Below are 24,028 nucleotides of genomic sequence, written 5' to 3' on the forward strand. Positions count from 1 at the left end.
TGTTTTTGCCTATTCCGGCAAATGATGATCGGGATTTACTCTTTTTTGTTGGCTTCCCTATATTCTTCATCAGAAACTTTTTCCAGCCAGGTATTTTGATTGGTCTGAGGATTTCCAGTGGTTGCTAAATGTGAAAACCAGCTTTCCGAAGCGGCTCCATGCCAATGTTCGACATTCGGAGCTATCTCCACAATGTCACCCACTTTTAAACGACGGGCAGGCTTTCCTCTTTCCTGATATAAACCTTCTCCGCCTACAACAATCAAAAGCTGTCCCCCGGTATGACTGTGCCAATTATTCCGACAGCCTGGCTCAAATGTAACATTGGAAAGCGGAACATTCAAATCTTTATTGTTTGTAAGGGCTGCCAAATAAGACTTGCCGGTAAAATATTCTGCAAAAGCTGTATTTTCCTCACCCGTCGGAAAATCACTTATATTAGGGATTTCTGTACTCATTTTGTTTGATTTTATTGGATTTAAATTTACTACATTCTGCGCGATTACAGTCTCGCTGAACAGTAAAAGGATCATAATTAAATATTTCATTCGTATCTGTTTACATTTTACGAATACTATTTTTCCGGATATTTGCAGATTTCACGGCTCCCCCCTAAAAATGCATTCAAAAGCCCAGCGTAGATCTCAGAATGAGGTGATGAACTGAAATAAATATCAGATAAAAAATTAAACGCGTGCTTCATTTCATAACAATATTCGGAGAAGTCACTGGTCATCTTTTTGCAAAGAGCATATCAACATCTCTGCATCAAAAAGAATATGACCGTCAATTTTAAGACCAGCCAAAAGAGCATACATATATTCTTCCCTTTCCCGGCGTTCATCTGGGGAAAGCTTTAATAATAATGTATTGATAATAGGGTTGCATTCTTTGAAAAATGCCCATAATTCCTGCTCGTTTCCTTCCCAGTTTAAAACTGTTTTTTTTGTCTTTACAAGGATATTACTGACAGGTTTGTCTTCAAACAAATTGTTAAGGGTCTGGCTGTCAGAAAACATAAAAGGGTTCCTGCCGTCGGGATAGTTATGATTACCCATTCTGAAAGTATCTTTAACGAGCCGAAATAGTTGGTTTTCGCCGGTCCAGGTCGTTATGACCATATGTCCTCCCGGTCTCAGTACGCGTAAAAACTCATCGACGGTTCGTGATGTATTTTTAAGGTACATAAGAGAAAAAAAGCAGGTAAGCAGGTCAAAACCGCCATCAGGATACTCCAGTACTTCAGCAGCTCCTACTTTGAACGAGACCTGGTGTAGCTTTTCCTCCTGCGCCAGCAATCCTGCAATTTCTATTGATTCAGGAGCGATATCACATGCTTCAAAACGACACTTTGGCCAAGCCTTTGCCAGATCGAGTACCGGAGTACCCGTTCCCGTAGCCACGTCAAGGACATATGAGGGCAAGGATATGCCATGCATGAACTCCAGCGCGGCAATACAGGCATCTTCCGTCCATCGGCTAAGATAGGCATGCCATTTAATCCACGGATCCGAAGTTTTTGCTATAATGGCTGCCCTTCGCGCCATCTGTACAAAACGGTTATCCTGATCTAATTTTTCAACTTTTTCCATCACGACTGCTACCTGTTTCACCCCGGGTAACGGGAATTATGTAATTTATAACAAACGGTTCGGTTCCATTTTAAACCCCTGACCGACAATGGCTTCTACTTCCGGCATTACTTTATGCCAGGCTTCTTCAGATGCGCAGACAACCAGTTGCCCCAGCATTTCTAAGTACTCAGCTTTTATGTGCATTTGCTCAAGTTGGTTTTTTAATTCGATAAGCCTTTCACTATCGGTTTTCTCTGCTTCCCGTATCAACGTTCGGGCATCTGACAAACTTATTAAGAAACTGATTTCATCCTTTTTCATGGTCTTCTTTTTAGCTGCTTAAATTGACCCTGCCTTTTCCGGCCCGTTCTGTATCCTGTAAAGGGATAACCATATCCAGCAATAATTCTTTGAGTTTTAGCGGCTGCATCATCAGTTCGGGTTGCCGTTCCAGCAATAACGCGGCGATTCCAGCGGCGATTGGCGAAGCCATTGAGGTACCACTCTGCTTAAAATAATGGTTCCCTGAGCCTGATAAACTTGAATACAGCCAAACGCCAGGAGCACTGATGTCCGGTTTGCTGATATTGCCCAACGGGGCTACGGTACCCCATGAAGAAAAAGAAGCTACCTGATCATTTTCGTCCAAAGCACCAATTCCCAGTGTAAGGTCATAATTTCCGGGGCTGCAATCACTGTTCTTCCCCTTACTTCCGTTGTTACCTATTGCTGCAATCATCAGGGTACCGGGATCGGTAAGTGCCATATCCAGTGCCCCATGCAGATAATCATTAAAACCAGATGCAGATTCTATCGAGGCATTGATCAGATGTACTCGGCCAGCCTGTATATCATTGTCTCGGCCTTGTTCCAGCAAAAAGTTCAGGCCGCCAAGTATTTGTGCCAGGTATCCTGCTGTACCACCGCGCTGTGTAAGACATGCTGCTACGGTCAGCGAAGCATCGGGTGCTACCCCCGCATTTTTACCTGCCAGTAGCCCGCATACATGGGTACCATGAGTACCGTAGTCTTTAGGGATTGTCCCTACAAGTTGGCCAATACTGTCAAACTCTGCAAATTTTATCTGCTTACCGGCAAATTCCTGATGGCTCGCGTAAATTCCGCTGTCGATCACCCCTATATTAATATTTCTGCCAGTCAGGCTTCCATCCAGGTTAAGCTTTTTTTTATGCCAGAATTCCGGTAGGTCCGCCTGTGATTCCAACGACCTTTCTGCGGGGGTAACCGCTGCTACTTCTACGTTTTCCCTAATGGTAGCATCAAAAGCATCTTTAAAATAAGTTTCATCTATCTGTTCTTCATCCATAATAAAAGTGCAGAGATTGGTAAGGGCATGGTAAACGCCCTTTGACCGGGAAGCAGTGAGCGCAGAGCGTCCATTCTGCCTATTGGATCCATTTTGAATAAGATCATGGATATGTGCGGTTTTACCTTTTGCTGAATTAAGATTGAGCTGAGGATCAGTACTTCTGAGACTTCGTGCTCCAGCCTCCAGATCCTGTAAAAAAGCTTTCGATGGAATAACGATTTTAACTGCCATAACTATTGATTTTCGGGTCTGGTATCCCTGATTGTGATAACGGTATTTTTTCCTTTGAGTTCCTGCGGATCCAGCTGTATGATTCCCATGGGATGCTTAGGCATATACTCCGGCATAGGAATATAGAAAGCCCACGTAAAGGTGAGTCCGATAAGGCCATTCAACTGGTCCTCGCGAAGGAAATGAGTAATGCGGTAATGTTCTCCCTTGTTCCCTTTACGGGGCTGCATATTATGAAGCTGTTGTCTTTCTGCAGACACAAGGCCACATTCCAGCTCAAGGTTGTAGCTGATATCCCATGTAACGGTCGCTTCTTTCTCTTTGTCGATATCGTACTGGTGCTTTTCAACAGAGCAGGCAGGCAGATTAAATGGAAAATAGTCTGCCGGCCAACGGAAGTAAGCATCCCAGTAAGGATCCAGGCGGACAATGTCTTGTGTTTCAGTATTAGTATTGATCATTGGGTTATAAATTTTTAAAAGAATGTAAGCGACGAAAGGAACCTAGCTTTCCAGCCTGATCCAACCTTAAGAATAAATGGCATAATGCCCCTGTTCCATGAATAACAGACAACAGATGTATATCGGAAGCCCAGCTATCGGCCAACCACCGGCCGGTCTGCTCCTTCCTGTCGACAATTGCTGCCGCAAAATGCTCGGCCTGCACAAGATACTGTCTGTCAGAGGTAATATCAAATAGATTGAGAGCCAGTTCTGCATAGTCGATAAGCTGTTGCGTTGTTAGCTGCCAGATATCCCCGGACAGGCGTGCAGCATACACATCGGCACTGTTTTGATCATATTTGTATTCCAGAGCTGTAAATAAAGTTCCCATATCCGCATCTTTACCGAATGGAAAAGCTGAAGACTTTCCCTCCAGTATCTGGTTGAGATAACCATACCCGGACTTTAAGGAAGGCAGCATCTCCAACGGCTGTGCATATCGGGGGAAAATACTTTCGGATCCGAAAGAATACCGGGTTAGTTCCAAAAGTTCGCTGGCCGGTTTAAGCCCATGAAGACTGAACAGCAAACCGGAATAGCCACTGATGAAATCCGGGGGTGTATATTTCCGGAGTTGCTCCAAAGGAATTGCATTAATATAAAGTTGCAGAGCGTCAGCCGCTTCGGCAGACTTCAAATGCCGGGCAGCATATTCCAGAGCGATGATCTGGGCACCAATACCAGCATAAGCCCCAAGCAATAATGGTTTGTCTGTATGACCCCATAAGAGATCCAGATGCGTGAAATTGACAATAGAATTTTTTACTACAGCTAAAGTGGAGGCCAGGCTGCCTAACGCAAATGTTTTATAATCAGTAAGTCCATAGGCCCTGTACAGATCGATAAACATCATGCTCAGTCCACAGGTTCCCGACAGAAGGTCGGGCTTTAGCACCTCCAGCATATAAGTACCGATATGAGGCTGGTAATCCAACCCTATCCAGGCCATATCTCCCTGCGGGCTTTTTATAGCCTGCCCCATGATGAGATCGGCGCAAGCCTTTGCCTGTAAGGCCCAGTCCGGAACCGGCATCTGCCTGATTATTTTCTTATATCCTGCTGCCGGTGCTGCATGATCCCCACAATAGAAGGTACTTGCAATGATTTGCTGATGTTTTTCAATATCAAATGTATCAATTGATTGTAAGCGAGAGATCATCATATCCAGAGCACTATAATCGAAATAATCAAATACTTCATGATCAACGGTTAGCTCAGTATTGCCGCCACAAGCCGTAAAAAGCGGGATATCCAGTTGCCGCATTGATACAATTTCGTTGGCCAGAATGGTTGCCTTCTCCGTATTCAGCGTACTATCCTCCCATACTTCTTTGAACAGAGAGAATAATGTCTTATCCCTGATGATGCCTCCTACCAGATTTTGAGAATGTGTCGAAATTTTGATAATACGCATGTAAGTCCAGGTATCACGGTGGATGTAGCGCAGGAGAGCGTTAGAAAATTTATTGAGACAGCCGTCTTCCGCCAATAGCTTATCTTGCAGATCCACCAAAGCATGATTCATTTCTGTATACCCCTGTCGAAACTCCTCCATATAATCTGAGGAAACGGCAAATACCCCATTAACACTTGGCAGGTAGTCGGTTTTTTCCCAGGTAATATATCCCTCATCCGATTTCTTTATTCCTATACTGATATTATTATCAGCAGCCAGTGAAAGCTTAAACGGAGAAGAAAAGGGCTTGATGGCCGCCAGAGTACCGAGATCTTCTGCTTTTACGCCCATACCTATAGGCGTAGGAAAAGAAATGATACCTATCTTAATCACAGACTCCTCTACTTCCTGTAAAGCCATTTGTTCTGATGGCAACAAGTCTTTACCCGCTTCTTTTATATGCTGGATCACCATTTCGAGATCAACAAATACAGGCTGGTCTCCGTGTGCCAAGAGATTGTCCAGCCAGAAATCCCGTGCTCCGCATAGCTGGAACAAACGGGTAAGCATCCCCATCCTTCTGAAGAAAGCCGGAAACTCTGAGGTGTTATGGCACTCCTTATTGGTGATAAACTCCTCCCAGCTATAGTCGCCCATTACCTCTACCCGCCGGGTAGCCAGCTTCAGGGGTAATACGGTATTCAGCATCTTGATCAATTCAAAAAAATCATTGGCGATCTGTAAATTTTTCGGTTTGTAAACCAATTTCCGTCCTCCTGAAAAAGTAAGTAAGGCAACTGATCTTCCATGACAATGCACATCTCCCGCATCTCCCGAATAATCCACAAGCAATCCGAGATTAGTGGTATTAAAGAAGGTATTGGCAATCATCTCTCTATCCTTTGAGAGGCGTTCTAAAAACTCGGTGATACTATCAGCCCAATTGGTATAGGCAACGGCTATCAACCGGCCAAGAACGGGATAATATTCAATACGCTGCAGCCACGCCTCAAAGCCCGCAGGATCCGCTGTTTGGTCAGTGGCAACAAATGAAGGAACAATACTGTTAAGGTACACCTCATTATCCAGTACAGAAACAGAAAGCGTCACCAGTCTGCGACCTAAAGCCTGCACCATCTGTGCTCCCGCATGGTAAGTAATCCCTAACCCCAGCCTGTCTGATTCCTCAATAACATGTGCTTCCGCCATTTTAATGAAAGGAAGTAATATATGTTCTACAGAGCTGTCCTTATTATTTCCTGAGACAAGCTCTCTGTTACAGAATCCGGACAGCTTATGAAATACTTTTTTCAGTGCCACTGCCCAATCCGGCAACAGATCCGGAGCATCAATAACCACATGGGACTGAACTGCGCTTAAAAATGTGTTTTTATCCCAGCGCATGAAGTCCAGAAACGCATCCAGCCTTGCCATATCGCCATAACCTACGATATCCGCCCAGTCCTGTGCAATAGTTGCTGTGGAACTTTCTATCCTCTCCGAAAAGGCAAAAGCTTTACCCGCCATCAAGTCATCAACAGAGCATGCCCTTGCGATAACCTGGTGCAGACGAGCTGTTACTGCTGCTGAAGGAGCTATTATTTCTTTAACATCCATAAAAAAAGCCTTTTTTATAAAGTTCATTAATTAATAAATCTGATACCTGCGGTGAAATTAAAAGCAGTTTTTCTGCGTGCTGACGGATTTCCTTAAGGGTAACCGGAGCTTCTTTTATATATTTTACCAGCTGATACATAGACGGATTTTTCGATCCTTCTATAATTTCTTTCTGATTAAAACGTCCTTTTATTTCAATCAGATCATGGAATACCGTTATCCCAAGCCAAGGATGGAAGCGCAGGATGTCATCATCCGCCAGCTTCTCCTTAAAATACTTCAGTTTCCATAACTTAAGGATCATTTCCAACTCGGCTATATCTTCATAGATCGCTTCGGCAAATATTATATATCCCAAAGGCCATTCATCTGACGCCGTTGTGGGGCTTATCAGTTGTATCTTTCTGCTTACTGCGTTAATCAGGAAGCCGCTTACGCAACAAATACTGCCGTTGGCATATTCTTCTGATCCCGCGTAGTCAGGATTTAAACGATGCCACGGCGCTTTGCGCAGCTTATTGTCCTGCCGGGACAGTATTTCCGGGTTCTGCATCGCTTTTTTTCTGAAATTTCCGGCATTGCCATAAGCAAAACTGTTATTCATATTAAGAGCCAAACACTCCACCTCAGCGAGCTCTTCGGCACTAAAAGCCTGATGGACTTTACTCATAATACCCAATGAGGTTAGAGAAAACCGGTTGAGCCAGCAGCCATGGTCTGCGGACAGTTCGATAAAACGACGGATTCGTTCTGTATCTTTATGAGCCACTGCTGTCGTGGTAGGCGGAAAAATCCCGCATTCATCATAAACATCAAGACAGAATTTTTCATAATCAGGATTGTCAAAAGGTTCAGTAGCCCAGTAAAGAAATATGGATTTCAGGCCGTCCCCCAGAAAAGAGTGCATGGTATGAAGCAGTCCGAGCCACTCTTCACGATTGTCATCATAATTGTAATTTTCTTTAAAACTATCCGGTGACAGGGCACAGAACCAACATCCTACAGAGCATCCCTGCGACAGCTCAACGGTCATGGAAGAATGAATATTAGTATCGGTAAAGAAAGGCCCCAGATCAAATCGCTGTCGCGCAATCTGCCGATCCCTCCAGGCAAGCATACCTTGATCCTTAGGCAGGTTTTCAGACAGATAAAATGACTGTATGAGATCTTGCTTGCTCTTCGATATCTCCCACATGGTTTGTACCGGTTGCGGCAGCTCTGTTATGCGCTCATCGAGCATATATTTTATCTCATCCGGAGTAACCGGTATAGCATTTTTTTTCAGTGTCTCTACGGTATTGTTGATCAGATCCTGTTTAAAATCAGGATCGGCGGACCAGCGTTCAAAAAATCTCTTCAACCCCGCATACCGGTGCAGATGATCGTGATAACTGTTTCTGTGACTTAGGCTCTTTTGCATGTTTTCTAATTTATTGATGGTTTCCTAAAATAAACTCTCCTACAGAACTCTCCCGAAGGATATTTTTTTTTGTAAGCCTGCCAAGTGTTTCAATATTACCATTGCCTATAGCGCAGGCACCAAGGCCAAGATCGGCAGCCACAAGGTACAGGGTCTGGAAAACAGCTCCGACATTTTTAAGAATCGCAGCGTAAGCCATATTTTCATACTTCCAGAACATCCTTTCGAAGTCAGCAGCGAAGGTAATAACCGCAGGAGGCAGCTTCTCACTGCCGATACAGGCTCCGGCGTACCACATCATGATATCAGTATCCTTATTTCTACGCTGTAGCAGGCATAGCTTATGCTCAAATGCATTGTACTGATAAAATCCGGGTTCCAGACCTTCACACTCGTAAATAGTTAGGTAAAAAACAAGTTCATACATGCTGCCTCCGGAGGGGTAAGGCGCGCTCAGTGTTTCTATTTCCTCAGTATCACCTGCGGCATTGGTTACAGGGTAATGACGGCAACCTTTGATCCGTAGGCATCGGTACAAAAGTATACTCAGTACGTGAAGATCGAGACCATTAAAAGTTCTTGTGGAATGTCTGTTCTCTATACATTGATTTAATGATTTTGATGAGGACATTTCGTCCTGATTGGGTACTGAAAGATAAACTTCCGCCAATACTGCTTCTTCTTTCCGGCTGGCCTTTTTGGGAGGAATACGTTTTATAAATCTATAGGTCGCACCCAGATTGTAATGATGTCTTCCGTAACGGGTGCGGGTATGGAACAGCAGATCGTGAAAATTCCACAATTCCTCCGGCGTCGTCGGGGCAAAAGATTCTGACTCCAGGAATTCGCCGGCATGAAGCAGGGTCATAAAAGCGTCAAGGGTAAGTGTACTGATTTGCAGGCTCCTGCTTAATGTCTCTCTGGTTGTAAAAGAAGACAGTAAAGAAATAAGCCCCATGATTCGTGGATCATCGATTACAATCCTCGCTTGCCCGATCGCTGATTCCAGTAGAAAATGTAGATCTTCGCGACGGATAAAAGCAAATTTTGAAAGCCTGAATCTCCGGGAGGTCTTATTCCTGTAAAAAACAGCATTGCCTGTCATCTGTTCGTAACTGCAAAAAACGGTGTTATCATTTACCAGTGTATAAGCCAGAAAGCCTGCTTTTTCCAGCCTGTCGAGCTGCATATTAAAATGATTAAGCCCGTTAAAACCCTCCTGTTCAAAAGCAATAGTCGCCAGTTCCGTTTTTGTATATTTATTATTTTCCAGAAGCTTTAACACAGTATGGATAGAAGGACCTAGGTTCTCGATCATGAGAAAATTTCCATGATGGCTAAATAGCAAACCATCATTTCCTTTTACTTCAATCCGGGTTCCCTGTTTAAGTGATAGTTTAAGCAGGTTAAGCTCCGTTGTTTTATTTGCGGTGTCATGTTCCATGATCATCTGAATAACAATTAATTAAATAAAGATAGAAATAGGGTTCAGTTCCGACTCGTTTAATGAGGCAGGAAGCCAACCCATTTTTACCGGTACATCATAGATACGGCCATCAGCATACCTGGCCCAGAAATGACGGAGGCCCGGCACCACCACCTTTACCACATATAATCCGATGTCCGGTCGTGTTTGGTCAAGGATATGCATCTCAAGTCCCATTTCTTTTACGATCTCCACACAATAGTCAAGATCATCTTTTATATCTGTAAATCGAGGAACCCTAAAGCTTTCAACCGTTCTTTTCGGGCATTGCATATCAGGAGAAAGGTAAGGTTGATTTTCCAGATTTGCCGTTTGCCACCAATGTACGGTTTCCGGGTCATCGTACCGATACTGGCCCGGAGGGAGGCTTTCATCCATAGACGGCATCATTTGGTTCAGCTCTGTCAGCGCCCTCCTTAATGCTATGCTTGGATCAAGGTGTGCCGCCGGAGCGAATACGATGTCCTGGAAAATGTTACGGTCATTACGGGCTGAGATGGCAATGAAGGTGGGAATGCCACTGTCTCCCGTAAGATCCAGCACCCACATATCTCTGTTTCTGCTTTTATGATAATCCCTAAGTTTAATAGCATAGTCATCGTTAAAGCTTTCCAGATCAAGTTCCGGCCTTTTCAACCTGTTATACCACCATATAGCGACGCTATCTCTTTCTATAAGCTCAAGGAAACCCTGTAATACCGCTTCTTCAAGGGTATTGCCGGCAGCACATCCGTTAGAGTCCGGAGCACAGAAGAAATGTTCTCCTCCATTATCCGGGTGACTGTAATAGCAATAAGCAGCAGGCAGGTATACCACTTCATTTCTTGTAACGGACCATAGCGGGCACCATTCAATAAAAGCATTCTCATCCAGAGGGAGCGGCACGATGTTAAAGAAGCTTTCGCGGTCGTTCCACAATTTCATATCCGCAACCTGCTTTTGGCTGAAAAGCATGCAGTCATTGGGATGAATGGCCATAGCACCCAGTGCTTTAAAACTAGTAAGCCGGCGTGGCTCGTCTCCTCTGTAAACCCCTGAGTAACGTTCAATCGCTTCACCGATTGCGCTTACCTTGGCTTGAATCTCTGTTACGCCTTTGCCGCAACTGTTGCTTCGCAAATTCTTTCTTAATGTTTGAAGGGTATTGGTTTTTATCGCCATATTCTGGCCGGAAATAAATACGTGCTGCAGTACGTCATCTCCGTTGGTAATACGTTCCAGTTTATTCACAATGCCAGTAATCGGGCTGATAAGATGTTTAAACCGATGGTAGGTCTCTTCTGCCGTTACGGAACGGTGACCGCCATCGATAAAACTTTTCGGACTTGACTGAAATTCGATCCTAACCGGCATTCTATCTGTATCAGATGTACCACATACCCTACATTGCGGTCTCCGTACCACAACATGTTTATTGGTTTCCATCGTTCCGTAATGAATGCTCATTATTTTATTTTCGAATTGCTCGTTATTTCCGAGGACAATAAATTTCAGGAGCTCGGTCAATGCAGTACTGAGGCTTGTATCAATTGTTGACGGTAAGCTGCTGGCTGCAACCAACGGGGTATTGATCTTCCCTGTTTCTCTAAGGTAAACTTCAACATCTCGGTTGGCAATAAGGCGTTGCATCAAACAGTCGAAACACGCGGTCTTGCCGGGTATAAATATGGGGCCAAGCCACACCTCTATCCCGTTAGGTTTGCAAATTAGAAAAGGAATGTTTTGATACCATAGGTCTCTCGCTTTTTCAGGCACGCCATCCTGAAGGTAGTCGTCCGTTAAAATGACGGCAATGTTTTCAGCCTCCTGAACCACAGAAAGCCCCCCGGCATCCATCTGCCGGATAAAATTGCTGCTTTCAGCCGTACCATAAGTATAGATACGGACACGAGCCTCTTTCTTATTTTTATGAACTACAGCCTCTTCTACCCCGAGGGAGCTCCAAAATGCAGATTCGGCCACACTTAATGTATTCCTGGCTTCAAAAATATATTTTTTCTCTTCCAATACGGACAGTACATATAAAACCTGCTGTATATCTACCACCCCATTGAGATGCTGAATGATATCGTCCACACTTTTGTCACCGTTAAGATGCTTCGCTACATGGATCAGCGACCTTCCGGTCAATAATTGCTGGCCGAATTCGGAACTGAGAATAAGCTTGTCTTCTTCGACAACAATAGGGTGTATATGATCTTTAAATTTCGGGTTACGCATGTTGATCTTGTTTTATCAGGATACATCATTTTTCATGATAGGACAGCTGATTCCCTGACAGCATATGGCTTTTCAGAAATCCTGCCCGATCACAAGGGATTAATCCGTTATAACGGGAACCGGATAACCGGGCTCCCGCTACACCGGACCTTTTGGAATAATACCATTTTATCTTTGAAATTTTCTTTACATTATTCAACCCCTGAGGGGTTATAACATCATTGAATACGCATTCATCGGATTTCACCCGACGCTACTGATATTTAACCCCCTTCAGGATTTATAAAGGTAAATTCAGAAAGAAAACAGTATAAGTTCTTCTATACCGGCTCAGTTATTTTTGCACGGTATGATGTCTACTCAAAAGTGTACTAGCTACAAGAATTTGTAGATGCGCTCGATACACAACTTACACAAGACGGTACCGTAACACAGGTACTTGATGTGCTCTGGCAGCTGGCAGCAGCAGCCGTCGCAAGGGATTCATCTTTAATTTCTTCGTTAACCTGCGGCAAAAGCAGATAAACATCTGTACTCGTGCTGTTTGGGATTTCTGAGTTGGCCGGAGCACCCACGATAACATGGATATTTAATCCGTCCGGGATTTCCATACCCGCGTCAGAAAGTACTCTGTTCGGGTTGTTTACATACTCTCTTGCAAAATCCGGATTTGCCTGGGCTTTTGCTGTCACTTCGCTAATGACTCTTACTGCTTGGTTTTCCATTGTTTTAATTTTTTAGTTAGAAATTTGTGATTGTGAAATTCCACACACTAAAGGTACCCTGAATACAGAGCCTGAATGTGCGTAAAAACACTGGTTTTAAAAAATGGGTATTTATACTGCAAGTCTCTATTTTTGACAACCTTAACATTTTTTGAACCGAAAAAAAAATACACAAGCCAGACGGTAGAAGCTTTGCCCGATATTTTTATTAGCTGATTATCATTTTTAAGTAAAAAACTTTTTACCATGGATTTCTTAACCTACATCAAGCTCATTTATTCTGATAATTCATAAATTGAAGGATAATAAAAAATCATTACAATGGAAATAACAGCTGCACTAGTAAAAGAAAAAGGCGGAAAATTTGAATTGGAAAAAATAACTCTTGATGAACCAAGAGCAGATGAAGTTTTAGTAAAAATTATCGCTACCGGAACCTGTCATACCGATATGGCAGCAAGGGATCAACAAACAGGGGCAACGCCCTTTCCTATTGTTTTAGGACACGAAGGGGCCGGTATTATAGAAAAAGTTGGTGAAGGTGTCACTCATCTTAAACCCGGAGACCATGTTGTGTTGACATTTGGTTTTTGTGGAGAGTGTTATACCTGTCAGCACGGTAAGCCTACGTATTGCGAGAATTTCCCCGCACTTAATTTCGGAGGCGCCCGTTTAGATGGTTCCCATAGCCACCACCATAACGAAGATGCTATTTTTGATAATTTCTTTTCTCAGTCGTCCTTTGCCACTTATGCCATTGCGAATAAAAAAAAATGCGATTAAAGTTTCCGACAAGGCTCCTCTGGAGCTATTGGGGCCTTTAGGCTGCGGAATTCAAACGGGAGCGGGAGCCATCATCAACTCTTTGCAGGTTTCTCCTGGAAAAACAGTAGTTATTTCAGGCGCCGGAGCGGTGGGTTTAGCCGCATTGCTAGCCGCGAAAGCCTGCTCTGCTGCTCAGATTGTTTTAATTGACATTAATCAGGATCGTTTGAATTTTGGATTAGAATTGGGAGCTACCCACGTCATCAACAGCCGTAACGAAAACGTTATTGAAGCTTTACAAGGCATCTCCCCCAAAGGTTTTGATTTTGGTTTTGATACAACAGGCCGTAACGATGTCATCAACAACACCCTGGCTAATTTAAAATCTCTGGGACAAATGGGAATTGTTGGTGTTGCCACAAAACCGTTGGAAGTAGAGATGAACAGCTATGTCCTAAAAGGTATTAAATTAATTGGTATTGTAGAAGGTGACAGTGTTCCCACGGAATTTATTCCGGAAATGGTAGAGATGTATCTTAACGGACAATTTCCCTTCGATAAATTAATCAAAAAATACAAGTTTGAAGACATCAATCAGGCCATTGAGGATTCGGAATCCGGAAAGACCATTAAGCCGGTAATTCTTATTGGTGAGTATAAGTCCTGATCTATTCATAAGTTGAAATAAATTTCAGAGATGAAATAATAGCAATATCTTCCTGGTATTGCTATTTGTTTTACCATCCGAGTAATACCACTTTTGCGTGTCGTACCTTATGGAAGAGGGCAGCCTGAAGAACAAAGCAGAAGGATTGTCACCTCAAAAAAATCAGGACTTGTACTTATCACTGAATTTTACTATTTTATCCAAATGACCGATTCATGAGCTGATCTTTTCCATTCCGTTTTTTACCCCGAACTGCAGTTAATCTAAAAAAAAATCCGCAACACCTCATCATTTTAACAGATTGGCTCTCTTTTTGCGAGGCAAAGAACATGAAAACAATATTTATCGTAGAAGATGAGACAGGCATCCGAGATGCATTACAACTCCTCCTGTCATTTGAAAATTATGAGGTACGTTCTTTCCAGGATGTAAAAACATTCAATGCAAGAAATTCGTCGTCAGTTCCCGACCTGTTTATTTTGGATGTAAAACTTCCCGATGGCTTGGGAACAGATGTATGCAACAGCATAAAGAGTGATCCTTCAACTTCTCATATTCCGGTAATAATAATCAGTGCTCATGCGCAATCAGATGTCGTAAAAAATTCATGCAACGCAGATGAATTCGTTGCAAAACCTTTCGATATCGATGAAGTGATCATTAAGATTGAGAATTTAATAAATTCCTAAGCGCAGGCCAATACTATAATATTTATATCATTTTATCTTTGAAATTTCCTTTACATCATTCAACCCCTGCCGGGTCATAACCTCATTAAATACTTGTTCATCGGGTTTCATCCGACGCTACTGATATTTAACGACTTCAGGGGTTATTAAGGTCAATTCAAAAAGAAAAATGTATTATTGGTGTGATGCTGGTATTTAACCGGGAATAATTCCTAAAAAAATTCCAGGATTTATCCGGGAATGAAAACTAATAACCATGAAAACTCACAATAAGGATGAGAATTCAATACAAAGCGATATAAAAAAACAGGTGTAAAGGTAGGATATGGTATGCGTAAAGCTAAACAAATCTCCAACTAATGAATACTATGGAAGTTATGGCAGTAAGTCTTCCAAATCGATCTCCATTCGCAATTTAACCGTCCTAATTGTAAGCGCTTTTTAGTCTTTTTCCACGATCATATCCATAATGATCTTTCCATTGACGACTTTATTATGATCTTCCCATTGAGCCCACCTACTGCTACTTCTCTCTCTTCCTTCAAATAAAATAACGAATTGACAGAACTTTTGTGTTGATTTTAAGCGCATAATTGATATGCATCAAAATTAATCTTTCAATCTGTCCTATCATTTTTACATCAAATTTACGGGGCAGTTATTTTTTCTGAGGTAAATTAATCCGGTGAGAAGACCTGTAATGTTTTGATCGTGTGATAAAACCTGGATCTCAAAACACTTATTGCCATGGTCTGTCTTCCAGATTCTTAATTTTTTCCAGACGCCGCAGATGCCTTTCTGCTCCGATGAATTTTGCTTTAAGAAAAGCCAGCACCAGATCTTCTGCAACGGCATAGCCTGTTACACGCCCACCGAGACATATTAAATTCATATCATCATCCTCAACACCCTGATGGGCTGAGAAATAATCGGTGATCAAAGCTGCCCGGACACCGGAAATTTTATTGGCAGCAACACAGGCCCCCACACCACTGCCACAAATTGCAATACCGCGGAAAACACCTTTGGAAGCCACCGCTTTTGCGAGTGGAATTACAAAATCCGGAAAATCATCTGAACTGTTAAGCTCCATGGCACCATAATCAATGACTTCAAATCGATGCTCAACTAAAAAAGGTTTTATTTTTTCCTTAAGTTCAAAACCGCCGTGATCGGCGCATATTCCAATTTTTATGCTTGCTGACATATCATTTTTTTTATTTAATTAGTCTCCCCCTTAGCCGTTATTTCAAATATCAGAATTTTAAACAAAAAATCCCGTATAAACGGGATTTTAATTTATTTTATTTTAATTTATTTGATCTCTACAGGCACTGAGATTTTATCCCAATCCATCGTGAAACCATGATTGTTTATTTTGTACACTAAGGCTTCCTGTGTCGCCGGTAAAGCCTTTGTTTTTACATCCACACGTAAAGCATCTTGCCCTTCCTGGTATTTATAAGCACCCCATTGTTTCGCTTCTTTATTAAAAATTGCAGTCCAAGTTCCGCTTTCTTTAGGGATTAAGAAAAAGCTGTATTTACCTTTGGGAAGTTTTTTACCCTGAACGGTAATGTCTTTATCTGTTTCAAAAGTTGTCGCTTCATTGGCACCCGCACGCCAAACTTTATTATACGCTTCCAGGCCGCCCCAGATCGTTCTTCCTTTAACAGAAGGGCTGCTGTACGCGATTGTGATATTGGCATCTTTAATTTTTCCCGTAGCGGTAGCCGGAGGACTCGCAGGTTTTTTAGCTTCCTGTGCAAAAGCATTTACTGAAATGGTCATCGCAGCAAAAATCATGGTAGCCGATTTAATCATTGTTTTCATACTATTTTAATTTGTTTGTTTAAATTATTCTTTATTTTTTCACGAATTTACTGCTTTCGGCTTATAAAACAATAACCCAATTGCAGAAAATATAATGACTGCCGCCGCCCCGATCACATTAAGCCAGAGAAAAGAAACAATATCGAACTGATAAATGGCAATCACCGTAATTTCTGATAATATGGCAGAAATAAATACGTTTTTCCCATTGACTTTTTTATAATAAAACGCAACCAGAAAAATCCCCAAAATAGGACCATAGAAAAGCGAACCTAAAACGTTTACCGCTTCAATAAGAGAACCCATCTGAGTAGCAAACATCGCAACACCGATTGAGAAAATACCCCAGGCTAAAGTGTGCAGTCGACTGTACTTTAATTCGGTTGCATCATCAGGAATTTCTTTTTTAAATATCAAATGAACATCTTTTAATGAACATGCGGCAAGGGAATTCAATGCTGCTGAAATAGAACCCCAACTGGCGAGAAAAATAACAGCAAACAGCAAACCGATCATTCCGACTGGCAAGGTATTTTTTACGAAGTACAGGAAAATATAATTGGTATCCGTTTTTTCCGCATTATAGTTTGAATTATTAATCGCTTCTTCTACTCTTCCGTGAAGTGCTTTTACTTTTGTTTGGGTATTTTTAAAATCGTCAATCGTTTTACTAAGTTCAGGAGAATCAGTTTCTTTTAATTTTAAAATTTCTTTTGATTCTTCATTAAATTTTAACTGCAAATCCTGATGTTCTTTTTCAAAAACAGCAGCCTGTTCAGGTTTTGTTTCCTTTAAATATTGATAAGAACGTTCATTAAAATAAATAGGAGCCGGTTTTAGAGAAAAGAATGCGAAAAGCAAAGCTCCAATCAAAAGAATCGCAAACTGCATCGGAATTTTAACCAACCCGTTCAGTAACAGCCCCATTTTTGCATTGGTATTGTCTTTTGCGGTAATATATCTCCCAACCTGGCTCTGGTCTGTCCCGAAGTAAGAAAGCGCCAGAAAAAAACCACCAATCAGTCCGCTCCAGATATTGTATTTATCTTTCCAATCGAATTCTGTGGTGATGACGTTGAGCTTTCCGGATTTCCCGGCGAGATAAAGGGCATCATTAAAACCAATTCCATTCGGCATATTTTCAATCAGCAAATAACCAGCAAAAGCCATTGTTCCCAAGATAATGAGAAACTGTAGTTTTTGGGTGTGAGCAATCGCTTTTGCACCGCCAACATAGGTATAAATCAGTAAAATTCCACCTGTTAAAACATTCGTTAAATAAATATTCCAGTTTAAAACGCTTGACAAGATGATACTCGGGGCGTAAATGCTTATTCCTGTTGATAATCCTCTCGAAAAAAGAAAAAGCAGTGAAGTGAGTACCCTCGTTTTTTTATCAAAACGGTTTTCTAAATATTCGTAAGCCGTGTAGACATTTAAGCGCTGAAAAATCGGGATAAACGTAATACAGATCACAATCATCGCCAAAGGCAGTCCAAAGTAATACTGGACGAAACGCATCCCGTCTGTATATGCCTGTCCCGGTGCTGAAAGAAAGGTGATGGCACTTGCCTGAGTCGCCATAATCCCTATCAACACAATGTACCAGGGCATTTTATTATCTGCTTTCAGGTAAGATTCGTTGCTTTTCTGTCCACGACCGATGAATACACCGTAAACAACCACCGCAACAAGGGTAAAAATTAAAACAGTCCAATCTATCGTACTCATGTCCAGAATTTAGTAAACCAATAATAAAATGCGATCTGACCTATTAACGCAACGGCTAATAGGATGTACCAGATATTCCAGTTTTTTAGTTGCTTGTTCATCAGTTTTTCTGTGCAGATAAAAAGTTTAAAAATAAACGGGCTGCCCCCACATTTCCGGCTGGCAACTGTCTGAAAAATGCTAAAGGCGTATAAATAAAATTACCTTTCCCATATTTTGCATACAACGTTGATCCCTGCAGCGGTTCTTCACCGGTATCATGCATTTCAAAAAGCGGTTCATATGCAGCATCCCATTGAGCAGGGAAATAAGCGCCACGTTCCTGTACCCAGCCATTAAAATCATTCGCTGTAATTTTATTCGGAAAGTTCAGGAGTTTATGATTTGGATTTAAAAATTTAACCTCAGCATTTTCCTCAGTAACACGTTTATTGGCAATCGTAAAATTGTACATTCCCAATTGTTCAACCGTTGTATCCTGATTCGTGTTATACTGCATCACCAAATTGCCTCCACCTTTTACATAAGACCATAAAAAAGGCATCCAGCGACTCAGTTTTTTCTCTGTATTATTGGCACGTACACCAAGAACAATGGCATCATATTGTGACAACTTGTTCTGACTGCCGTTTGCAGATTCATTGATGCTGCCATAAAAATCTTCATCTTTTAACACATCCACCTGAACACCTGCAATTCTTAGGAATTCAGGAATAAAATCTCCGGCACCTTGTACATAACCCACTTTTTTTACCTTCGACTGAATGTCACCTTTCATTACAGCTACCGTTGCAGGCGCAAAATATTGTAAGGAAGGTAAATGTGGGTATTGAATTAATATCTGTTTTTTATTATATGTAATTCCATCAGCAACAAAATTGGCGTCCAACTGCAATTGATTTGATTTTACTGAGGCAAGCTTTGCTTTTGGAATCAAATACTCTATAGTCGTATCTTTTCCATTCAGTGATTTCACATCAGCAACTCCTAAATTTTGTCCATTATAAACCAGATTAATCTTCCCGTTGCTGAACTGTTTATTGGAATTAACCTTAACATTTAAACTCACAGGTAAATCTTCATTTTCTTTAACTAAATAAAGCGGTTGTGTAAATTTCAGTTCCAAGGCAGGAACAATACGCAAAGCTTCCACCACATCACCACGCACCGGATCTAATTTCTTGAAAGATAAAGGAAGGTTAACCTGAAACTTCTCAGAACCGATTTTTAAACCAAGCAAAATAGTAAGGGGCGATTCTGCCTCTGGTAAACCGACTACAGTATCATTCGGAACAGAGAAAGTAGCCGCATTTACCGCAGGTTTTGCCAACCAGTAAGGTTCTGTGAGTGCTGCATCAGCAGGAATCTGAATATCATGCTGAATGGTAATTAATGAATCTTTTGATAGTTTTCTATTGAAGCTTTCTGAGGTATTCAACCATTTTACATTTTCTAAAACGACAGGATTTTCAGCTCTTGAAATCAGATTTAATCTGAAATTATAATGATCCCCGGCAACAGCCTCGGCCTGATTGGTCACCACCTCACCCATAAATCCGGCACAGCTTAAAATGATGTTATCGAGAGATTTAATTTTATCTTTTTTCAGATCTAAATCTTTTAACTCCAAAACCTTTTTTCGCAAAGAAAACAATGCAGGCAAGCTAAGATCGGGATTATTGAAATTGAATGTGGAAATAATTTGATCTAATGACCGGTCAATATCGGCATTTCCCTGTGAAGTCCATGTTTTAGAAACTCCATCAAAAAGATTTGTTTTTGCAGGCTCACCAGCAACGTGGGAAAAATATTCCGTTTTGATACCCGCTAAAGACTGTGTTCCCGCACCCTGGCTTTTATGCAAACTTCTGCTTAATCCTGCCAGTTCGCCATACCCCATTCCTAATTGTGCATCATATTGTCCAACGGTGACTTTCAGTTGGTTTTCAGCCGTTGTATTGTTACTTCCAAATCGGAAAGTATTCCACAAAATGCGTTTTGGCTGCCATACATTGACATATTTCAGTTGATCAGGGAAAGCTGTTTTGTCGCCAGCCAGCTTAAACGCTTTTTCCGCAACGACAGCCGAAGCCGCATGTTGCCCGTGTCCCGCCGCCGCAGTAGGCGGAAAACGACAAATGATCACATCCGGGCGGAATTGGCGGATAATCCACACGACATCCGCTGTAATGCTGTCTGCATCCCATTGTTTAAAAGTATCGGTTGTATTTTTAGAAAATCCGAAATCAATTGCGCGGGTAAAAAACTGTTGGGCTCCGTCCAGCTTTCTTGCTTCCAAAAGCTCATGTGTTCTGATTAAACCCAATGCAGCTCCCTGTTCTGTACCTAATAAATTTTGCCCACCATCTCCTCTGGTTAAAGATAAATAGCCCGTTTCCACGTTCTGATCGTTGATTAACCAGGAAAGTAATCCCGTATTTTCGTCATCGGGATGAGCCGCAAGATATAAAACTTTAGGAAGTTGTTTAAGGGTTTTAAGTTCTCTGTAAATTTCAGATGACTTTGAAGGCCGAATCTGTTGCGCCGAAAAAACCGTACATAACCCAAGGATAAATACAGTGCTTACTTTTTTGAACATATTAATTTGCTTTGCGGGGCAAATATAAGTAAATCGTTTTTCTTTCAGTCTTTCAAGGAAAAGCAATCACAACAAATGCAGGAAACAGGTATTTATTATATCAGAAGCCTACCCGGAAGTAAATTGACAGACTTCAGGCACCCTATTGCGACATACTTCTTTTTGACAAAAATAAACTCACGATACAGCGAGAGCAGCCCATAATCATTCAGAATCAACAGTTATATCCTTTAATCATAATTTATTCCTATTTTTGACGGCGTACTGTTGAAAAAAAGTAGGCAGACAACTTATTTAAACAGTTTACAGCACCGTTCCCGCAAGCAAACAGACAAAAAAGTATTTTATTTATCTTTACATTCTTCAGTATTTTAAACTTCAACAGAAATAAACATCTGATGTACAGATTATTAATCATAATCACTTTAATTATTTTTCCGATTTTTCCCAAGGCACAGGACGCTGTACGCCAGTTGGAGACGGAATATCTTAATGCTAAAGGCAAAACAGCGGAGCAGTTGAATATTGCTCCCAGATATGCTACTGCCCTATTTTTTCATCAGTTAAAATCCAGATCCTACGAGATTCTGAATCATAATATTTCCGTTGCTGCCAAACAGCCTGACGGAAAATATGCTGCCATTCTGTATGCCGTTCAGGCGATGAATTACCGGCTGGATAACCGAGAGTCTGAATCTTTAAAAAGCCTGGAAATGGCAAACAGATACAGCTTAAAAACCAGCAATGAAGAAGCTAAAGGCTATTTTCATTATGCTAAAGGATGGATTCTGACCCGTAACAATAAAACCGCTGAAGCAGTGGCTGCCTATTTAAAGGCAATCTACTATTACGAAAACTCTCCCACTACTTCTACTCTGTATGGTAGATTTGGGAATGCTGCTAAAGAACTTTCGGCCATCTATTCTAATCTCCATGAATACCAGCTGGAAGAAAAGTACAGCAAACAGTTTCTGCTGCTGGCATCAAAGCAATATGACCCCAACCTGATCTTCGATGCGTATATGCGGATGGGATATGTATATGAACAAAAGTATGCTCAAAATACAACAGACTTCAGCGTTAGAAACAAAGCGGAACAGTACTATATCATGGCTATTTCAACATTTGATAAAAATAAAAATGCGATGGTCAACAGGAGCAGTCTTTCGTATGCTGCGATTAATTTAGCCAATCTGTATATCGATTTTGACAAAGGAAAGGCACTGAAATATGCTCTTTTAGCGAATAAAGTAAGCCTGGAAACAGGAGATCCTATTCACATCGCCTCTTCATTTGGAATCTTGGCTGAAATAGCCATTAACGAAAAGGATTATGATCTTGCCAGATCGTACTTTCTGAAAGCCTCCGCAGAAATAGGAAAAAGTTCTGTGAGAGATCCCAATATAGAACTTTCTATACAGGAGTCCCTATCCCGGATCAGTGAGGAACAGGGACATTATCAAGAGGCATTGGGGTACTATAAGCAGTATTTAAATCAGTATAAAAATGTATATGACCAGGAAAAACTTGATATTACCAAAAGATTAGAGTCGCAGTTTGAACAAGAAAGACAGGAGCAGAAGTACACCAAGCTGCAGTGGGAAAGTGATAAAAGGGCGCAGGAAATTAAACTGATCAACATGATCCGTTCCCGGCGTGAGCAGGTGTATAACAACTTAAAACTGGTAGAGGAAAACCAAAGGGAGCGATTGAAATTTTCGGAACTCGAATCTGAAAAAAAAGAGCAGCAGCTTCGTATGGCAAAACTTGAAACCGAACAAAAAAATAAAGACATCAGCAGCTATAAAAAGCTTCTGATATTCAAAGAAAAAATCAACACCTATTACATCATTTTTCTTTTCATCTTCATTATTCTGGTTACTGTATTGCTGTATGCTTATAAGCAGAGAGCCAAATCCATGAAACAACGAGACGAACTGCATTTTTTAGCGATTGAAAAAGAAAAGCAAAACTCAAAAATATCTACCCTTACGGCTCTTCTCGAAGGGCAGGAAAAGGAAAGAGGCCGCTTGGCCCGTGATCTTCATGATGGTTTAGGAGGACTGCTCTCCGGTACCAAGCATCAGCTTTCTTATTTAGACCTTGGCCATTCCGGAAAAATAGAAGAAGGTATTTCAAAGTCCATCAGCCAAATTGACGGAGCTGTGGAAGAACTCCGGCGGGTAGCCCATAATTTAATGCCTGATTTATTAATGAAGTACGGCTTAAAAGCAGCCATTAAAGATTTTGCTTCGCGGATTTCCAACAATGCCCTGGAAATCCACACGGAATTTATGAACTGTAATCATTCGCTAAGCAAGGAAAAACAGTTGATTATTTACAGAATCATTCAGGAACTGGTTAATAATTCCATTAAGCATGCCGAAGCATCGGAAATTATCATTCAGCTCAGTGAAGAAGAAAAAGTACTGCATGTAACTGTTGAAGACAACGGTAAAGGTTTTGATTATCAAAATACAGATATCCGTAAGACAGCAGGCTTTCATAATATTGACTTACGGGTCCGGTTTCTGAAAGGCACCATGAGCATCACTTCCAGGCTGAATACAGGAACCAGTGCAGAACTTCAAATACCAATTCATTAAATATGATAAAAGTAGCCATAACAGATGATCACCCGCTTCTTTTAGAGGGGCTGAAAAACATTTTGGAAAATAGCCCCGAAATAGAGGTGACAGGCTGTTTCAGAAATGTAAAGGAAATGAATACGGGGCTTTCTGAGCAGGCCGTCGACATTTTATTGCTGGATATAAATCTCGCCGATATCAACAGCATTGAAATTATCAGGCCTCTGAAAAAAAAGTATAGCGATCTTCAGATTATTATCCTGAGTGTACACAATGAGCTTCCCGTTATCAACAGTACGCTTGCTGAGGGAGCTATGGGATATATCCAGAAAAATGCTTCCGTCTCCGAAATTCTGGAAGGCATAAGCTCCGTCTATTCAGGTAAACGCTTCTTATGTATGCAGACCCATTCTATCCTTGAAAAACAGTCTGAGAACGGGCTGAATCACGTCCCGAAACTGACACGGAGGGAAAAGGAAATTTTGGCGGAAGCCGCCAAAGGACTCACCACCAATCAAATGGCAGAAAAATTGTTTATCAGCCCTCATACAGTAGAAAGCCACAGGAAAAATCTTATCGAAAAATTTCAGACCGCCAATCTCAGTTCAGCCATTAAGCTGGCTATTGAATATGGTCTTATCATCGAATAAAAAG

Annotated in this window: 19 protein-coding genes; 5 read left to right on the forward strand and 14 right to left on the reverse strand. The window is 41.5% G+C overall.

What is annotated here, in order from left to right; all coding sequences use genetic code 11:
* Positions 1–35 precede the first annotated feature (35 nt).
* The 10 genes from VUJ46_RS07160 to VUJ46_RS07205 form a co-directional block, all read right to left on the reverse strand.
* A complete protein-coding gene (locus VUJ46_RS07160) occupies positions 36–458 on the reverse strand; it encodes a cupin domain-containing protein (RefSeq protein WP_326984303.1) in 423 nt (140 codons plus the stop codon).
* 267 nt (positions 459–725) lie between these two features.
* Positions 726–1,592, reverse strand: a complete 867-nt coding sequence (locus tag VUJ46_RS07165; protein ID WP_326984304.1) for a class I SAM-dependent methyltransferase — start codon at positions 1,590–1,592, stop codon at positions 726–728.
* 45 nt (positions 1,593–1,637) lie between these two features.
* Positions 1,638–1,895: a hypothetical protein gene (locus VUJ46_RS07170; protein ID WP_326984305.1), complete on the reverse strand. Its 258-nt coding sequence runs from the start codon at positions 1,893–1,895 to the stop codon at positions 1,638–1,640.
* A 10-nt stretch (positions 1,896–1,905) separates the two neighbouring features.
* Complete coding sequence (locus VUJ46_RS07175) at positions 1,906–3,135, reverse strand: S8 family peptidase (protein ID WP_326984306.1); 1,230 nt, start codon at positions 3,133–3,135, stop codon at positions 1,906–1,908.
* Positions 3,136–3,137: 2 nt separating this feature from the next.
* A complete protein-coding gene (locus VUJ46_RS07180) occupies positions 3,138–3,596 on the reverse strand; it encodes a hypothetical protein (protein ID WP_326984307.1) in 459 nt (152 codons plus the stop codon).
* Positions 3,597–3,600: 4 nt separating this feature from the next.
* Complete coding sequence (lanM, locus tag VUJ46_RS07185; protein WP_326984308.1) at positions 3,601–6,651, reverse strand: type 2 lanthipeptide synthetase LanM; 3,051 nt, start codon at positions 6,649–6,651, stop codon at positions 3,601–3,603.
* Complete coding sequence (locus tag VUJ46_RS07190; protein ID WP_326984309.1) at positions 6,641–8,071, reverse strand: radical SAM family RiPP maturation amino acid epimerase; 1,431 nt, start codon at positions 8,069–8,071, stop codon at positions 6,641–6,643. The genes lanM and VUJ46_RS07190 overlap by 11 nt, the downstream gene beginning before the upstream one ends.
* A gap of 10 nt (positions 8,072–8,081) precedes the next feature.
* The gene (locus tag VUJ46_RS07195) at positions 8,082–9,521 is read right to left on the reverse strand and encodes a SagB family peptide dehydrogenase (RefSeq protein WP_326984310.1); all 1,440 of its coding nucleotides are present in this window, start codon (positions 9,519–9,521) and stop codon (positions 8,082–8,084) included.
* A gap of 15 nt (positions 9,522–9,536) precedes the next feature.
* Entirely contained in the window at positions 9,537–11,777 is a 2,241-nt protein-coding gene (locus VUJ46_RS07200; RefSeq protein ID WP_326984311.1) for a TOMM precursor leader peptide-binding protein, read from the reverse strand.
* A gap of 371 nt (positions 11,778–12,148) precedes the next feature.
* Entirely contained in the window at positions 12,149–12,502 is a 354-nt protein-coding gene (locus tag VUJ46_RS07205) for a hypothetical protein (protein WP_326984312.1), read from the reverse strand.
* A gap of 321 nt (positions 12,503–12,823) precedes the next feature.
* On the opposite strand from VUJ46_RS07205, the gene VUJ46_RS07210 reads away from it, so the two are divergent.
* The 3 genes from VUJ46_RS07210 (at position 12,824) to VUJ46_RS07220 (ending at position 14,623) form a co-directional block, all read left to right on the forward strand.
* The gene (locus tag VUJ46_RS07210) at positions 12,824–13,285 is read left to right on the forward strand and encodes an alcohol dehydrogenase catalytic domain-containing protein (RefSeq protein WP_326984313.1); all 462 of its coding nucleotides are present in this window, start codon (positions 12,824–12,826) and stop codon (positions 13,283–13,285) included.
* On the forward strand, positions 13,260–13,934 hold the full coding sequence (locus tag VUJ46_RS07215) for a zinc-binding dehydrogenase (RefSeq protein WP_326984314.1): 675 nt from the start codon (positions 13,260–13,262) through the stop codon (positions 13,932–13,934). Before VUJ46_RS07210 ends, VUJ46_RS07215 begins: the two co-directional genes overlap by 26 nt.
* A gap of 329 nt (positions 13,935–14,263) precedes the next feature.
* Positions 14,264–14,623 carry a response regulator transcription factor gene (locus VUJ46_RS07220; protein ID WP_326984315.1) on the forward strand — a complete coding sequence of 120 codons (360 nt, stop codon included), beginning with the start codon at positions 14,264–14,266 and terminating at the stop codon, positions 14,621–14,623.
* 739 nt (positions 14,624–15,362) lie between these two features.
* Here VUJ46_RS07220 and VUJ46_RS07225 read toward each other — a convergent pair.
* The 4 genes from VUJ46_RS07225 to VUJ46_RS07240 all read right to left on the reverse strand — a co-directional run bounded on the left by VUJ46_RS07225 (position 15,363) and on the right by VUJ46_RS07240 (position 20,786).
* Positions 15,363–15,830: an RpiB/LacA/LacB family sugar-phosphate isomerase gene (locus VUJ46_RS07225; protein ID WP_326984316.1), complete on the reverse strand. Its 468-nt coding sequence runs from the start codon at positions 15,828–15,830 to the stop codon at positions 15,363–15,365.
* 107 nt (positions 15,831–15,937) lie between these two features.
* On the reverse strand, positions 15,938–16,456 hold the full coding sequence (locus VUJ46_RS07230) for a DUF2911 domain-containing protein (RefSeq protein WP_326984317.1): 519 nt from the start codon (positions 16,454–16,456) through the stop codon (positions 15,938–15,940).
* A 39-nt stretch (positions 16,457–16,495) separates the two neighbouring features.
* Positions 16,496–18,187 (reverse strand): sodium:solute symporter, encoded by a 1,692-nt coding sequence (locus VUJ46_RS07235; protein WP_326984318.1) that lies wholly within the window; start codon positions 18,185–18,187, stop codon positions 16,496–16,498.
* Between the two features lie 100 nt (positions 18,188–18,287).
* Positions 18,288–20,786 carry a PIG-L family deacetylase gene (locus VUJ46_RS07240; protein ID WP_326984319.1) on the reverse strand — a complete coding sequence of 833 codons (2,499 nt, stop codon included), beginning with the start codon at positions 20,784–20,786 and terminating at the stop codon, positions 18,288–18,290.
* Positions 20,787–21,184: 398 nt separating this feature from the next.
* On the opposite strand from VUJ46_RS07240, the gene VUJ46_RS07245 reads away from it, so the two are divergent.
* Both VUJ46_RS07245 and VUJ46_RS07250 read left to right on the forward strand, forming a co-directional pair.
* A complete protein-coding gene (locus tag VUJ46_RS07245) occupies positions 21,185–23,392 on the forward strand; it encodes a tetratricopeptide repeat-containing sensor histidine kinase (protein WP_326984320.1) in 2,208 nt (735 codons plus the stop codon).
* A 2-nt stretch (positions 23,393–23,394) separates the two neighbouring features.
* Positions 23,395–24,024, forward strand: a complete 630-nt coding sequence (locus VUJ46_RS07250; RefSeq protein ID WP_326984321.1) for a response regulator transcription factor — start codon at positions 23,395–23,397, stop codon at positions 24,022–24,024.
* Positions 24,025–24,028: the final 4 nt, after the last annotated feature.

Origin of the sequence: Chryseobacterium sp. MYb264 (assembly GCF_035974275.1) — a bacterium.
GTDB lineage: Bacteria > Bacteroidota > Bacteroidia > Flavobacteriales > Weeksellaceae > Chryseobacterium.

Bases quoted from the DNA above. Each gene is read 5' to 3' on its own strand.
- VUJ46_RS07160 (WP_326984303.1), bottom strand. From the start codon at position 458: ATGAGTACAGAAATCCCTAATATAAGTGATTTTCCGACGGGTGAGGAA.
- VUJ46_RS07165 (WP_326984304.1), bottom strand. From the start codon at position 1,592: ATGGAAAAAGTTGAAAAATTAGATCAGGATAACCGTTTTGTACAGATG.
- VUJ46_RS07170 (WP_326984305.1), bottom strand. From the start codon at position 1,895: ATGAAAAAGGATGAAATCAGTTTCTTAATAAGTTTGTCAGATGCCCGA.
- VUJ46_RS07175 (WP_326984306.1), bottom strand. From the start codon at position 3,135: ATGGCAGTTAAAATCGTTATTCCATCGAAAGCTTTTTTACAGGATCTG.
- VUJ46_RS07180 (WP_326984307.1), bottom strand. From the start codon at position 3,596: ATGATCAATACTAATACTGAAACACAAGACATTGTCCGCCTGGATCCT.
- lanM (WP_326984308.1), bottom strand. From the start codon at position 6,651: ATGGATGTTAAAGAAATAATAGCTCCTTCAGCAGCAGTAACAGCTCGT.
- VUJ46_RS07190 (WP_326984309.1), bottom strand. From the start codon at position 8,071: ATGCAAAAGAGCCTAAGTCACAGAAACAGTTATCACGATCATCTGCAC.
- VUJ46_RS07195 (WP_326984310.1), bottom strand. From the start codon at position 9,521: ATGATCATGGAACATGACACCGCAAATAAAACAACGGAGCTTAACCTG.
- VUJ46_RS07200 (WP_326984311.1), bottom strand. From the start codon at position 11,777: ATGCGTAACCCGAAATTTAAAGATCATATACACCCTATTGTTGTCGAA.
- VUJ46_RS07205 (WP_326984312.1), bottom strand. From the start codon at position 12,502: ATGGAAAACCAAGCAGTAAGAGTCATTAGCGAAGTGACAGCAAAAGCC.
- VUJ46_RS07210 (WP_326984313.1), top strand. From the start codon at position 12,824: ATGGAAATAACAGCTGCACTAGTAAAAGAAAAAGGCGGAAAATTTGAA.
- VUJ46_RS07220 (WP_326984315.1), top strand. From the start codon at position 14,264: ATGAAAACAATATTTATCGTAGAAGATGAGACAGGCATCCGAGATGCA.
- VUJ46_RS07225 (WP_326984316.1), bottom strand. From the start codon at position 15,830: ATGTCAGCAAGCATAAAAATTGGAATATGCGCCGATCACGGCGGTTTT.
- VUJ46_RS07230 (WP_326984317.1), bottom strand. From the start codon at position 16,456: ATGAAAACAATGATTAAATCGGCTACCATGATTTTTGCTGCGATGACC.
- VUJ46_RS07235 (WP_326984318.1), bottom strand. From the start codon at position 18,187: ATGAGTACGATAGATTGGACTGTTTTAATTTTTACCCTTGTTGCGGTG.
- VUJ46_RS07240 (WP_326984319.1), bottom strand. From the start codon at position 20,786: ATGTTCAAAAAAGTAAGCACTGTATTTATCCTTGGGTTATGTACGGTT.
- VUJ46_RS07245 (WP_326984320.1), top strand. From the start codon at position 21,185: ATGTACAGATTATTAATCATAATCACTTTAATTATTTTTCCGATTTTT.
- VUJ46_RS07250 (WP_326984321.1), top strand. From the start codon at position 23,395: ATGATAAAAGTAGCCATAACAGATGATCACCCGCTTCTTTTAGAGGGG.